The organism is Flavobacterium sp. Root935, assembly GCF_001429295.1.
Taxonomy (GTDB): Bacteria; Bacteroidota; Bacteroidia; order Flavobacteriales; family Flavobacteriaceae; genus Flavobacterium.
This window is the reverse complement of the sequence record NZ_LMJL01000007.1, coordinates 446,298-459,240: the sequence shown is the minus strand read 5'-3', so window position 1 is coordinate 459,240 and position 12,943 is coordinate 446,298. Positions and strand designations below refer to the sequence as shown.

Genomic DNA, 12,943 nt, shown 5'->3' with positions numbered 1-12,943 from the left:
TGTATTTTCCCTTAAACCATAAACTTTTATGAAAAAACAATTTGCTAAACCTGTGTTTGGTGTCATATCTGCAATGTTTTCTTTAACAGCAGTTCAAGCCCAAGACGCAGCCTCAAAGGAACCAGGTATCAATGTATCTTATATGGATACTAAAGTTAGCCCAAGTCAGGATTTTTTTAAATATGTAAACGGAACTTGGCTTCAAAAAACAGAAATTCCAAGTGATCGTACAACATGGGGAAGTTTTAATGAGCTGATTAAAAGAACTGACAAAGATGTAATGACAGTTTTAAAAGATGCTTCTAAAAACCCAAAATACAAATCAAACACTGATCAGGGAAAAGCTGTTAACTTATTCAATACCGTTTTAGATTCTGTTGGAAGAAATAAAAGAGGTATTGAACCACTTAAACCGTATTTGAAAAAAATTGACGCTATTAAAAATGTTGCTGATGTTCAGAAATATTTAGTGGAAATGGAAAAAGAAGGCGGTTCTGGATTTTTCGGAATTTACATTGGAGCTGATGATAAAAACAGTTCTAAAAATTCTGTAAATCTTTCTCCAAGCCAATTGGGTCTTCCAGACAAAGATTACTATACTTCTGATGATAAAGATTCTAAAGAAAAACGTGCTAAATATGAATTACACGTGGCTAGAATGCTTCAGTTTATTGGAGAATCTCCAGAAAAAGCAAAACAAAGCGCTGCTGAAATCTTAGCTTTAGAAACAGAATTATCTCAGCCAAGATTAAATAGAGTTGAAAGACGCGACAGCCGTTTGCAATACAATCCGATGACAATTGCTGATATTCAAAAATTGACGCCGGCAATTAAATGGAATGAATACTTTACTGGTTTAGGAATTACTAAATTGGATACTGTAATTGTAAGCGAGCCTAAATACATGACTGCTTTGCAAACTGTTTTTAAAGAAAACAAAGTAGGGCAGTGGAAAGAATATTTGAAATGGGATTTATTAAACAGCGCTGCCAGCCAGCTTTCATCAGATATTGATAATGCTAATTTTGATTTTTACAGCAAAACATTAAGAGGTGCAATAAAACAACTTCCAGCTGAAGAAAGAGCACTTGCAGTAGTAAATCGTAGTGTTGGAGAAGCTCTTGGAAAACTTTATGTAGAAAAATTATTTCCTGCTGAAGCAAAAGAGAAAGCTCAAAAAATGATTCAGAATGTGATTTTGGCTTACAAAAACAGAATCAATTCTTTGACTTGGATGTCTCCAGAAACAAAGGTAAAAGCTGTTGAGAAATTAAATAAAATCACCATCAAAATTGGATATCCTGATAAATGGAAAGATTATTCTGCTTTAACAATTAAAAGCACTGCAGAAGGCGGAACTTATTTTGATAATTCAAAAAATTTATCAAAATGGGCTTTCAAAAAAAGCATCGATAAATTAAGCAAACCAGTTGATAAAACAGAATGGGGAATGTCTCCTCAAACGGTAAATGCATATTACAATCCGTCTTATAACGAAATTGTATTCCCTGCAGCAATATTACAACCGCCATTTTACAATTACCAAGCTGACGAAGCCGTTAATTATGGTGGAATCGGTGCTGTAATTGGACACGAAATTTCTCATGGATTTGATGATTCTGGTGCACGTTACAACGCTGAAGGAAATCTAGTAGATTGGTGGACAGATGAAGATTTGAAACAATTTACAGCTCTAGGAACAGATTTAGCGAATCAATACAGCGCGCTTGAGCCATTGCCAGGAGTGCATGTTGATGGTCATTTTACTTTAGGTGAAAACATTGGAGATTTAGGCGGAATCAATGCTGCTTATGATGGTTTACAATTGTACCTAAAAGAAAATGGTAATCCAGGTTTAATCGACGGATTTACGCCAGAACAACGTTTCTTTATTTCTTGGGCTACCGTTTGGAGAACAAAAACTAGAGACGAAGCGATCAAAAACCAAGTAAAAACAGATCCGCACTCTCCAGGAATGTACAGAGCTTATGTGCCAATCCAGAATGTTGATGCTTTCTACAAAGCTTTCGATATTAAGAAAGGTGATAAAATGTATGTTGAACCAGAAAAACGAGTTAAAATCTGGTAATCGATTTTAATAATATAAAAAGGGCGGTTTCGAATTTCGGAACCGCCCTTTTGCTTTACTATTTTATTCGTTTTTAAACTTGAGATATGAGTTATTATTCGCAGTTATCATTCCGTAGGAATGTTTCGTCGGTAGAAAAAATATTGACGAACCCATTTATTTACGTTCCTATGGAACGTAAATGGATTATACCATAATTTTTTACCAATCAAATGTTCCTACGGAACATCATTGTGCTGTTATTTCAAATTACTATAAATGTAAGCTTCAATAGCTTTCAATTCTTCATCAGACATTGCTTGTGTAATGGCAAAGTTTGTTTTCATAACCTCAAACTGGCTCGGGTCGACAATTGGTTCTCCTTTTCCTTTTAAGAAAGTCACAATATCGCCATTTTTATCTTTGTAGATTTTGGCAATTTCTTTAATACTTGGTCCAATCACTTTTTGATCGGGCTGATGGCATGCAACGCAGTTTCCAGTTCCTTCAAAAATCTGTTTCCCAAGTTCTTCTGGAGTTTTGGCTTTCGCCGATTCTCCTTCAGAATACGATTCTGTTGTTGAGGTATTGTTCTCAGAACCTTCTTTTTTACAAGAGGCAAACGCTAAAACGGCAGCTAATAATAAAACCTTTTTCATCTTATTTATTTAATAAAACTGCGGCTTCTTTTGCGAAATAAGTCGAGATAATACTAGCGCCCGCACGCTTAATGCAATACAATTGCTCTATCATAATTTTGTCATGATCCAACCATCCTCTTTCTGCTGCGGCCTTTACCATTGCGTATTCGCCAGAAACTTGGTAAACCGCTACAGGAACATGAACAGCGTTTTTTACTTCGCGGACAATATCCAAATACGCAATTCCAGGTTTTACCATTACGATATCTGCACCTTCTTCAACGTCTAATAATGCTTCACGAATTCCTTCAATTCGGTTAGCATAATCCATTTGGTATGTTTTTTTATCTTTTGGAATATCTTGTGTGTCAACTGGAGCAGAATCTAAAGCATCGCGGAAAGGTCCGTAAAATGCCGAAGCATATTTTGCACTGTAGCTCATAATTCCCACATTATGATGTCCGTTTTCTTCTAATGCTTTTCTTATCGCCAAAACGCGTCCATCCATCATGTCGCTTGGCGCTACAAAATCGGCACCAGCTTCTGCGTGGCTTAAGCTCATACGAGTTAATGCGTCAACAGTGGCATCGTTTATCAATTGGCCTTTTTCGATAATTCCGTCATGACCATAAATAGAATACGGATCAAGAGCCACATCTGGCATAACGATCATTTCTGGAACAGCATCTTTAATCGCACGAATAGTTTGCTGCATTAAACCATCTTTGTTCCAAGCCTCAGTTCCTTTATTGTCTTTTAAATTGTCGCTTACTTTTACATAGATGTTTACCGCTTTAATACCTAAATCCCAAGCTTCTTTAACTTCTTTGATCGTGTTGTCCAGCGAATGACGATAAATTCCCGGCATTGACGGAATAGCCGATTTAATGTCTTTTCCTTCTGCAACAAACATAGGAAGCATAAAATCCTGTGGACTTAAACTGGTTTCACGAACTAAAGAACGAATAGATTCATTGGTTCTTAAACGACGGTTTCTTTGTAATGGAAACATATAAATTTAGATTTAGATTTTAGATTTCAGATTGCGACCTGATTTTGAAAGCAGATTGATTAATCTTTATTTCTAAAATTGATGTTGTTCTTTTTTTGTTTTTGTAGATTTTTACTTTTTATGAAAGTGCTGCAAAGTTAAAGAAAAAGGAACAGAATAAGGAGTTTACGCTAATAGAGAATGAGTTAATATTATCTAAAAATTTGATTTAAGTTTCGGTTTCCATTTAGAGTTTAACTTAAATATGGTTTTTAAAATATTTCCGTCTAAATTTGTCTAATGAAGAAATTTCTCGCTTTATTTTGCTGTTTGCTCTTAACAAGTTGTTTTGAGATAACAGAAAGAATCAAACACCACGACGATCAAAGTGGCGAATATACTCTTATGATCGACTTTTCTCAATCTTGGTTTAAGACCAAATCTGCAATCTGGCTGGAAGAAGTCGATGGCGTTAAAATCCCAAACGAACAGGAAATCAGCCAAAAACTGGAAGACTTTAAATCTAAAGCTTCGAAAATTGACGGAATCTCAAGTATAACCACAAAAACAGATTTTGACAATTACGTTTTCATTATCAAACTCAATTATGCCAATCTAAAAGCATTAAATGCTGTTGTCAATACAATCAACAATCAGCGTGATCAAATTCACTTTAGCGGAAGTGGCAAAAATTTTGAAAGAATCGCCTCTTATCCTATTCCAGAAAAAGTCGTAAACGACCCGAAGAAAAAGAAAGACCTTGAAGAAGCCAGCATTATCGCTATTTATAGTTTTGACAAAGACATTCTTTCTGTAAACAATTCTAACAGTAAAATTTCTGCAAACAAAAAGACCGTTTTTTTAAAACAAAGCATGTACAGTGTTCTTAAAAAATCGACCCTCATGAATAATACCATCCAATTAAAGCCTTAATTATGAAGCATTTTTACACTCTATTTTTATTATTCGCCACGTATTTGACTTTTGGTCAGATCAATACATCCAAATACGATTATTTTGTACAATTTAACGGAAGCCAGCTTTCTAAAAAAGTAAGTGTTTCAGAAGTTCTAAATCATCCGTTGGTAAGCAAATACAGCAGTAAAAAGCCAGACTTTGATTTCAGTAAATATACTTCGGTGATACATTTAGATCAGAAAATAACAATTCACGGAAGTTTCATGGATAGTATTCCGTATTACCAAATTACTATTCCCATAAAAAACAAAGAGGCACTTAGACAATTTTTAATCAAAGAATTTAAGATCGACAACAGCAATGATTCGATTGCGGAAATTGAAGATTTCGGAAATTATTCTGTTTTTACGCCAAAAGGTAAAAAGAGATCCATGATTTGGAATGATAATTATCTGGTTGTATTAGAATTAACGAAACGATTTTCTAAAAATGTTTATGATTTACAGCCGCCAGTTGTAACCGATTCTATTTATTCTGACGAAAGTTATGCAGATCCTGCAGCTGTTCCAGAAAATGAAGTGAAAGTTGTTGAGGCACCAATAGCAATTGATGCACCTGCAGCGATGGAAAACTCGGCTCAAGAAGAATATCTATACGATGGAAATCCTTATGAAGAATATACTTTGCAGCAAGCAGAATTTGATCGAAATCTTGCTGAAAAGCAAAGTGAAATTATAAAAGCATTATTTGAAAATGGTTTTACTGCACCAAGTTCATCCAAAATAAACGAGTCGGCAGATATTTCGTCTTGGGTAGATTATGGCGGAGCAATTTCGAGTTTATACTCAGCATACAGTTATCCGACCGCTATATTTGGCGGTTATGACAAATTCCTGCCGATGCAGAAAAATTTCGGAAATTTTATAAAAGGAATTAATGTTGATTTCTATTTTGATAATGACAATGCCCGAATCGAAGAAGTTATTGAATATTCTAAAGAGATTGCAGCGGTTGTGAATAAAATAAGCGACAGAAAAATCAATAAAAATATTTTTAATTATTTCCCGTCTGAAAAGCCATTGGCTTTCGCATCTTATCATATTAATACAAAAGCAGCTTTAGAAAGTTTTCCTTCTTTAACTTCCGAAATATTCCAGAATCCAAAATTTGGAAAAGAAGATATTACAATAATTACAGATTTGATTACTACAATTGTTGATGAAGAAGCCACTGCGAAACTTTTTGACGGTGATTTAAGCGCGTTTTTGTACGGCATGAAAGATGTTGAGGTAATGACCAAAAAGTACGGTTACGACGAAAATTATGAAGAAACGGTTACGGAAGAAAAAGTAAAAAAATCAATTCCGTTATTTTCTGTAATTTTTACTTCGACGCATCCAACATTTGGAGATAAACTTTTGCAACTGGGCGTACGCAAAAAAGTATTAATTCAAAACGGGAATCATTATCAGATTGTTGGAACAAAAGAGTTTGGTGATATTTTTATCCTGAAAGACAAAGAGGTTGTCATTGTTGCCAACACAATGGATTATTTTAATACTGGAAAAGGCTCTTTTATAAAAGAAACAAAGAAAGACTTGAGCAAAAATTACATATTCGGAAAACTGAATATTGCACAAACCGTAAATGCATTTGGTAAAAATGCAAAAGAATCAGATTTGATTCGATTCAATAAAATTTCGGCTCAGTTTTCAGACATTACAACAGAATCGCCTAAGAAACTAATCGATAATAAATTGAAATTCATATTCAAATTAAACGCTCTAAAATCTGATAAAAACATCATTTTACAAACATTAGATTTGGCAGACGAAATGACTTCGAAATAATCTCGGTTATTATAAAAATTCAAAAGCCCGAAAATCTAATTTTTGGGCTTTTTTATAGCATAAAATGATTTTTTTATGTGATCGAAGCCTCATAGATTTCTTTGATTGTTTTGCCCAGTACGGCATTAAAATCATCATCAGACTGTCCAGCAGAAAGACCTTCGGATAATGCTCTTGAAAAACTGGCAATCAATCCGTGGTTTTGAGCGAGTTTTTCATTGGCCTCTTCTCTCGAATATCCGCCAGACAAAGCCACAACACGCACCACATGCGGATTCGATATCAGCTCTTTATAAAAATCATTTACTGTTGGGATAGAAAGTTTCAGCATTACTTTTACCTCTTTGTCTAAAGAATTAAGCTGTTTTATGATTTCTTGTTTTAGAATTGCTTCAGATTTTTCTTTATCAGAACTGTAAATATCAATTTCAGGCTCAATAATCGGAATAAGCCCTTTATTAAAGATTTGTGAACCTACTCTAAATTGCTGTTCTACAATATCGCGAATTCCATCAGGATTTGCTTCTTTAATAACCGAGCGCATTTTGGTTCCAAAAATATTGCGTTCTACTGCTCTTGTCAATAAGTCATCTAAATTTGGAATTGGTTTCATCAATTGTACGCCGCTGGCAAGATCAGTAAGTCCTTTGTCTACTTTTAAAAACGGAACTATATTTTTTTTCTCCCACAAATAATCAGCGGTCCATTGACCGTCGATTTTACGGTCCATAGTATTTTCAAATAAAATCGCACCGAGAATATAGTCACTTTTAAACGCAGGACTTTTAATAATCCTGGTTCTCATTTCATGTACAAGTGTGTACATTTCTTCATCATTTGAGTAGCTGCTTTCCTGAACGCCATATTGCGATAAAGCTTTTGGTGTACTGCCGCCGCTTTGATCTAATGCCGCGATAAATCCTTTTCCGGAATGCATGCGATTTAATTGGTCTTCATTCACATTTTCCATAATAATGAAATTTTAATTTGTAATAAATACCTGTTAAATTAAGCAATTTTTATCGTATTTCTTGCTTTTGAGGTTTTAGATTTCTCAAAGCCCGATTTTATCATTGACTTTATCGTAAACTTCTTTTACTTTTTTTGGAGGATCAAATCGGTAGCCTACAGAAAATCTTAAAGTAGCAATATTATCATTTAACCGTGGATCGACTTTTTCGTCTTGAGCAAAACCTACGGTATTAAGACTTGCGAAAGCAAAGAAACGATCGTTATTATAAGCCAGCTTTAAATTAAAATCTGCTTGATATAAGGCAGAAGTATCTCCGTCGACATCATTAAGTCCAGCTCCCAAAGCAATTCCAGCACCAATTAAAACGCGGTCGCTGATGACAAAGTTATAGAAATAAGAAGGTGCTAAAGTAAACACATAGAAATCGCCAGGAGACGAATCGGGAGTGTTTAAGTCTAAATTGGTGTAGTAAAAGGAGAAAGTCGGAATAAAACTTCCAGAACTCTTAGTCTGCCATTCGTTTTGACTGACCAACGTTTTAAAAGAGAATTTATCATTGAAAATATAAGATGTCGATCCGCCAATTTTCGTAGTACGCATATTGGGAAGCTGTGCATTTATATTATTGTCGCTGATATAAAATCCTTTTTGATTAATAAAAGTAAACGACTGCATCCATTTTTTATAATAAAAACGGGTATTGAAATTAAAATTCTTGGAATGAGAATCGCCTTTGTTGCCACCCAAAAATTTAGGAGCAAAACCAATACTAACGTCAATAATTTTATAGTTTAAATTAAAACCAATTTGTTCTCTCCTATTCGGAATTAGATTGACATATATTTTCGGTTCCTGGCCGTCGGAAGCAATCTGGAAACTATTCGAAGTATCTAAATAATAAATACTGACAGTAATTTTATCATCATAAGATTTAAAATACGGATTATGCAACGAATCGTTTTGAGCAAAACAACCCAAAATGCTGGCAAAAAACGCTATGTAAATCAGTTTTAATTTCATATTTATAATAACAATTACTCGATATATAAAGAGCTCAAGCGGAGCAAAATATTTATAGCTAAAAATAAGTAGTTAAGATAAAAACTCCAGCGGAGCGATATATTATTTTAAATTGACATCATCAAAAAGATATTCATTTTTGAAATCAATATTAAACAATTTTAAAAACGCAATATATTCTTCTCTGAATGTTTTTGTTTTGTGATGCTCTTCTTGATTTTCAATGTATTTAATAACATTGGTCAATTGCGAATGTCCATATGAAAAAGCACCAAAACCTGTCTGCCATTCAAATTTTCCATTTATCCATCTTTGTTCATTTATGAATTTGGATGAATTTGTTTTTATAACCCTCACTAAATCCGATAATGATACATCTGGTTTTATTCCAACTAAGATATGAATATGATCTGGCATTCCGTTAATTGCAATCAGTTTTTGTTTTTGATTGGCAATAATTCCTGAAATATATTTATAAATTTCATCTTTTTTATTTGAGGAAATTAAATTTTGCCTTCCTTTTACAGCAAATACAATTTGAATATACAGTTGAGAATAGGTGTTTGCCATAATTATAATTATTAATTGGTAAAGCTAATTAATAATTTTATTTTGTAGGATAAATATTTCTTATTGTCAAGATAAAATATGTCGTGTTGCTATATGTTTCGATCTGATGGAGCTTTTTTCGAGGAGGATAAATTATTGCTATAAATATGTCGCTCCGCTGGAGCTTTGTCTGAAAGAAGGTGAATTATTCCTATAAATATGTCGTGCCTTGCTGTAAATATTTCGCTCCGCTGGAGCTTTATCGAGGGTGTATGAATTTGTTGCTATAAATATTTCGCTCCTCCAGAGCTTTTCAACCAATATAAATTATCAAACCCTAGTTCCAAAGGAACGAAATATCTATTATAGTTTAATATTTCCCCTTCATTGGATTCTTTTATATCCAAATATAAGTTTAGCAAAAGTCCAGTCCCAGAGGGACGAGATATTTATAGAGAAATTAGAAGGGATATGGTTCAAAAGCTCCAGCGGAGCGAAATAAATTTATTAACAATAAGGTCGCTTTACCATGATACAGATTAATTATTTTTAAAATATTTCCGCTATGTTAGATCTTTTATATCCAAATATAAATTTAGCAAAAGTCCAGTCCCAGAGGGACGAGATATTTATAGAGAGATTACAAGATATGGTTCAAAAGCTCCAGCGGAGCGAAATTAATTTATTAAACAATAAGGTCGCTTTACCATGAAACAGATTAATTATTTTTAAAATATTTCCGCTATGTTAGTTCTTTTATATCCAAATATAAATTTATCAAAAACCAGTCCCAGAGGGACGAAATATTTATAGCAAAAATTACAAGATATTGCTCAAGAGCTCCAGCGGAGCGAAACAAAATTAGGGGTATGAATTTATCTAAAACATTAAACCCAATCAATAGGATTTTCCAATACATTAAGCAATTTTTCTTCCTCGCTTCCTGCTTCTGGATGATGATCATAAACCCACTGCACATGTGGAGGCAAACTCATCAAAATACTTTCAATTCTTCCGTTGGTTTTTAATCCGAATAAAGTTCCTTTATCGTGCACTAGATTAAACTCCACATAACGGCCACGTCGAATTTCCTGCCATGTTCTATTTTTTGGAGTATATTCTAAATTTTTTCTTCTTTCCACAATCGGAACATAAGCTTCAAGGAAACTATTGCCGACTTCGGTTACGAAATTGTACCAATCTTCCATCGACATTTGCTCATTTGCTTTGCAATAATCAAAAAACAAACCGCCAAGTCCGCGGGCTTCATTTCTGTGCGCGTTCCAAAAATAAGAATCGCATTGTTTTTTATATTTTGGATAAAACTCTGGATTGTGTTTGTCGCAGGCTGTTTTACACGTTTGATGAAAGTGTTTTGCATCTTCCTCAAACAAATAATAGGGCGTTAAATCCTGTCCGCCACCAAACCATTGTTGAATTACTTTTCCAGACTCATCGTACATTTCGAAATATCTCCAATTGGCGTGGACAGTAGGAACCATAGGGTTTTTCGGGTGAATGACCAAACTTAATCCGCAGGCAAAGAAATCTGCTTCGCCAACGCCAAACATTTTTTGCATTGTTTCCGGAAGCTTTCCGTGAACAGCTGAAATGTTTACACCGCCTTTTTCGAGAACTCCCGAGCCTTCGGGACCGTTTTCAATAACGCGAGTTCTTCCACCGCCGCCTTCTGGACGTTTCCAAAGATCTTCACGGAACTTTGCAGTTCCGTCCACAGCTTCTAATCCAGCGCAGATCTGGTCTTGTAATTCTTGTATGTATGCGTAAAATTTATCTTTCATGATTTTGTGTATTCTGATTTAAGAAGTCCAAAATAAACGGAGTTTTGCAATTCTCCATCACCATTTCTAAATTCGTCTCTTAAAATTCCTTCTTGTTTAAAATTATGTTTCAATGCGATTTTTTGACTTGCCAGATTAATTTCAGAAGTGCAGATGAAAACCTTATTAATTTTCAATTCATTGAAACAAAATTCAAGTGCATCTGAAACCATTTTTGAGGTAATTCCTTTTCCTTGAAAATCTTCGTCGATAAAATAACCCAATTCACATTTAGAAATGCGGTAATCGATAGTTTTTACACACAGATAACCAATAAGGTTATTGGTTTCAGTTTCTCTTGCGTAAAAATAATATCCTTCACTATTTTTTTCTTTATCTCTACTAACCGATATAAAGTTTTCGGCATTTTTTGGTGAGTCAGAATTAGCTAGCGTGACAGGGAAAGTGTGTCCGATATGATTTCTATTCTTATCAATTAATTTATAAAATTCTTCGGGAAGAATATTTTCAATTCGGTCTATTTTCCAATCTGTAAAACTCATTTTTATTTGTCTTTTAGAGAAGTAATTTTCGAATTTATCCCAAAAGAAAAAACCTTGCTTTCTTGTTGGATGTATTGGTAAATGGCAAGTGATTTTCTTAAGAAATCAAATTGCTTTTCCTGAGATAAACTCACCAGAATATCTGCAAATTGTTCTTGTTGGTTCCAGTCTAAATGACATCGCTGTAACAAAATAATCAACTCTTCTTCAGGAATTTCAATTGTTCTTTCTAGACTTAATCCAAAACTTTTTAATTGTTCATCGATCAGACTTGTATCTTCAGCATTCCAAAACTTTGGAACAAAAACCAAAGCGTGCAAAGTCTTTAGAGTATTCTCTATTCTAATGCTTTCTTCGTCTCTTAGGCCTTTGTTTAGCATTTTTTGAGTTGTTGGTTGCTAGTTTATGGTTGATAGTGTTTTATCCAACAACTATCAACCATAAACTATCAACTATTATTGCCCATATTCCTTCACCGCGTCTATAAACGCCTTTGCGTGATCTACAGGGATATTTGGTAAAATTCCGTGACCTAAATTTACAATATATTTGTCTTTTCCAAACTCATCGATCATTTCATGAACCATTTTCTTGATAGTTGGAATTGGAGAAAGCAATCTTGATGGATCAAAATTTCCTTGTAAAGTAATGTTACCACCTGACAAATAACGAGCGTTTCTAGCCGAACAAGTCCAGTCTACTCCAAGTGCAGAAGCCTTACTTTTACCCATTTCGCCAAGCGCAAACCAGCATCCTTTTCCGAAAACAATAACCGGTGTAATTTCGGCTAAAGCATCAACGATCTGGTTGATATATTTCCATGAAAATTCTTGATAATCAACAGGAGAAAGCATTCCTCCCCAAGAATCAAAAATCTGAACAGCATTAACTCCAGATTTTACTTTTTCTTTTAAGTATAAAATTGTTGTGTCTGTAATTTTTTGCAATAATGTATGCGCTGCAACTGGATTTGAAAAACAAAAACCTTTTGCAGTATCAAAGCTTTTAGAGCCTTTTCCTTCAACAGCATAACAGAAAATTGTCCAAGGCGAACCAGCGAAACCAATTAAAGGCACTTCGTTGTTCAGCATTTCTTTAGTCAATTTAACAGCATCAAAAACATAACCCAAAGTTTCATTTACATCAGGAACAATAACTTGATTTACCTGTTCCATTGTACGGATTGGATTTGGAATAATTGGTCCTAAATTGTCTTTTAATTCTACGTGAATTCCCATTGCACGAGGAACAACTAAAATATCCGAAAACAAAATCGCAGCGTCTGGAGCAATTCTGCGAATTGGCTGTACTGTAATTTCGGCCGCAAGTTCTGGAGTTTCACATCTTGTGAAAAAATCATATTTATCACGTAAAGCTCTAAATTCAGGTAAATATCTTCCTGCCTGGCGCATCATCCATACTGGCGGACGTTGAACTGTTTCTCCTTTTAATGCTTTTAAAAATAGGTCGTTTTTTAACATTTTTTTTCTTGCTTTAGGCTTTAAGCTTTAGGCTTTAAGCGGTGTTTGTCTATCTTTTTGCTTAAAGCATAAAGCTTAAAGCGTATTGTCAAATTATTTTTGCTTAAG

The 12,943-nt window shown here is 34.2% G+C and carries 12 protein-coding genes; 3 read left to right on the top strand and 9 right to left on the bottom strand.

The features are described 5' to 3' along the window. The first annotated feature begins 28 nt into the window (after positions 1–28). Positions 29–2,089, top strand: coding sequence for a M13 family metallopeptidase (locus tag ASE40_RS03525; protein WP_057115415.1), 2,061 nt, complete (start codon positions 29–31; stop codon positions 2,087–2,089). 239 nt (positions 2,090–2,328) lie between these two features. Here ASE40_RS03525 and ASE40_RS03520 read toward each other — a convergent pair whose 3' ends face one another. Both ASE40_RS03520 and hemB read right to left on the bottom strand, forming a co-directional pair. Next, positions 2,329–2,727: a c-type cytochrome gene (locus ASE40_RS03520; RefSeq protein WP_057115414.1), complete on the bottom strand. Its 399-nt coding sequence runs from the start codon at positions 2,725–2,727 to the stop codon at positions 2,329–2,331. 1 nt (position 2,728) lies between these two features. After that, the gene (gene hemB, locus ASE40_RS03515; RefSeq protein ID WP_057115413.1) at positions 2,729–3,721 is read right to left on the bottom strand and encodes a porphobilinogen synthase; all 993 of its coding nucleotides are present in this window, start codon (positions 3,719–3,721) and stop codon (positions 2,729–2,731) included. A 279-nt stretch (positions 3,722–4,000) separates the two neighbouring features. Here hemB and ASE40_RS03510 point away from each other — a divergent pair, with 279 nt between their 5' ends. Both ASE40_RS03510 and ASE40_RS03505 read left to right on the top strand, forming a co-directional pair. Next, positions 4,001–4,633: a hypothetical protein gene (locus ASE40_RS03510; RefSeq protein ID WP_057115412.1), complete on the top strand. Its 633-nt coding sequence runs from the start codon at positions 4,001–4,003 to the stop codon at positions 4,631–4,633. 2 nt (positions 4,634–4,635) lie between these two features. After that, complete coding sequence (locus tag ASE40_RS03505; RefSeq protein WP_057115411.1) at positions 4,636–6,468, top strand: hypothetical protein; 1,833 nt, start codon at positions 4,636–4,638, stop codon at positions 6,466–6,468. 73 nt (positions 6,469–6,541) lie between these two features. Here the strand turns inward: ASE40_RS03505 and ASE40_RS03500 are convergent, their stop codons facing one another. From ASE40_RS03500 to hemE, 7 genes are all read right to left on the bottom strand, one after another. Beyond that, on the bottom strand, positions 6,542–7,429 hold the full coding sequence (locus ASE40_RS03500) for a fructose bisphosphate aldolase (RefSeq protein WP_057115975.1): 888 nt from the start codon (positions 7,427–7,429) through the stop codon (positions 6,542–6,544). Between the two features lie 93 nt (positions 7,430–7,522). Next, a complete protein-coding gene (locus tag ASE40_RS03495) occupies positions 7,523–8,461 on the bottom strand; it encodes a DUF4421 family protein (protein WP_057115410.1) in 939 nt (312 codons plus the stop codon). Between the two features lie 102 nt (positions 8,462–8,563). Continuing rightward, entirely contained in the window at positions 8,564–9,031 is a 468-nt protein-coding gene (tnpA, locus tag ASE40_RS03490) for an IS200/IS605 family transposase (protein ID WP_057115409.1), read from the bottom strand. Between the two features lie 866 nt (positions 9,032–9,897). Beyond that, positions 9,898–10,812: an oxygen-dependent coproporphyrinogen oxidase gene (hemF, locus tag ASE40_RS03485; protein ID WP_057115408.1), complete on the bottom strand. Its 915-nt coding sequence runs from the start codon at positions 10,810–10,812 to the stop codon at positions 9,898–9,900. After that, positions 10,809–11,354, bottom strand: a complete 546-nt coding sequence (locus ASE40_RS03480; RefSeq protein WP_057115407.1) for a GNAT family N-acetyltransferase — start codon at positions 11,352–11,354, stop codon at positions 10,809–10,811. Before ASE40_RS03480 ends, hemF begins: the two co-directional genes overlap by 4 nt. 2 nt (positions 11,355–11,356) lie before the next feature. Continuing rightward, positions 11,357–11,734, bottom strand: a complete 378-nt coding sequence (locus tag ASE40_RS03475) for a hypothetical protein (protein WP_057115406.1) — start codon at positions 11,732–11,734, stop codon at positions 11,357–11,359. 75 nt (positions 11,735–11,809) lie between these two features. Further along, on the bottom strand, positions 11,810–12,835 hold the full coding sequence (hemE, locus tag ASE40_RS03470; RefSeq protein WP_057115405.1) for a uroporphyrinogen decarboxylase: 1,026 nt from the start codon (positions 12,833–12,835) through the stop codon (positions 11,810–11,812). Positions 12,836–12,943: the final 108 nt, after the last annotated feature.

Coding starts and splice junctions, on each gene's coding strand:
- ASE40_RS03495 (WP_057115410.1), bottom strand. CDS start 8,461: ATGAAATTAAAACTGATTTACATAGCGTTTTTTGCCAGCATTTTGGGT.
- ASE40_RS03505 (WP_057115411.1), top strand. CDS start 4,636: ATGAAGCATTTTTACACTCTATTTTTATTATTCGCCACGTATTTGACT.
- hemE (WP_057115405.1), bottom strand. CDS start 12,835: ATGTTAAAAAACGACCTATTTTTAAAAGCATTAAAAGGAGAAACAGTT.
- hemF (WP_057115408.1), bottom strand. CDS start 10,812: ATGAAAGATAAATTTTACGCATACATACAAGAATTACAAGACCAGATC.
- ASE40_RS03520 (WP_057115414.1), bottom strand. CDS start 2,727: ATGAAAAAGGTTTTATTATTAGCTGCCGTTTTAGCGTTTGCCTCTTGT.
- ASE40_RS03480 (WP_057115407.1), bottom strand. CDS start 11,354: ATGAGTTTTACAGATTGGAAAATAGACCGAATTGAAAATATTCTTCCC.
- hemB (WP_057115413.1), bottom strand. CDS start 3,721: ATGTTTCCATTACAAAGAAACCGTCGTTTAAGAACCAATGAATCTATT.
- ASE40_RS03525 (WP_057115415.1), top strand. CDS start 29: ATGAAAAAACAATTTGCTAAACCTGTGTTTGGTGTCATATCTGCAATG.
- ASE40_RS03475 (WP_057115406.1), bottom strand. CDS start 11,734: ATGCTAAACAAAGGCCTAAGAGACGAAGAAAGCATTAGAATAGAGAAT.
- tnpA (WP_057115409.1), bottom strand. CDS start 9,031: ATGGCAAACACCTATTCTCAACTGTATATTCAAATTGTATTTGCTGTA.
- ASE40_RS03510 (WP_057115412.1), top strand. CDS start 4,001: ATGAAGAAATTTCTCGCTTTATTTTGCTGTTTGCTCTTAACAAGTTGT.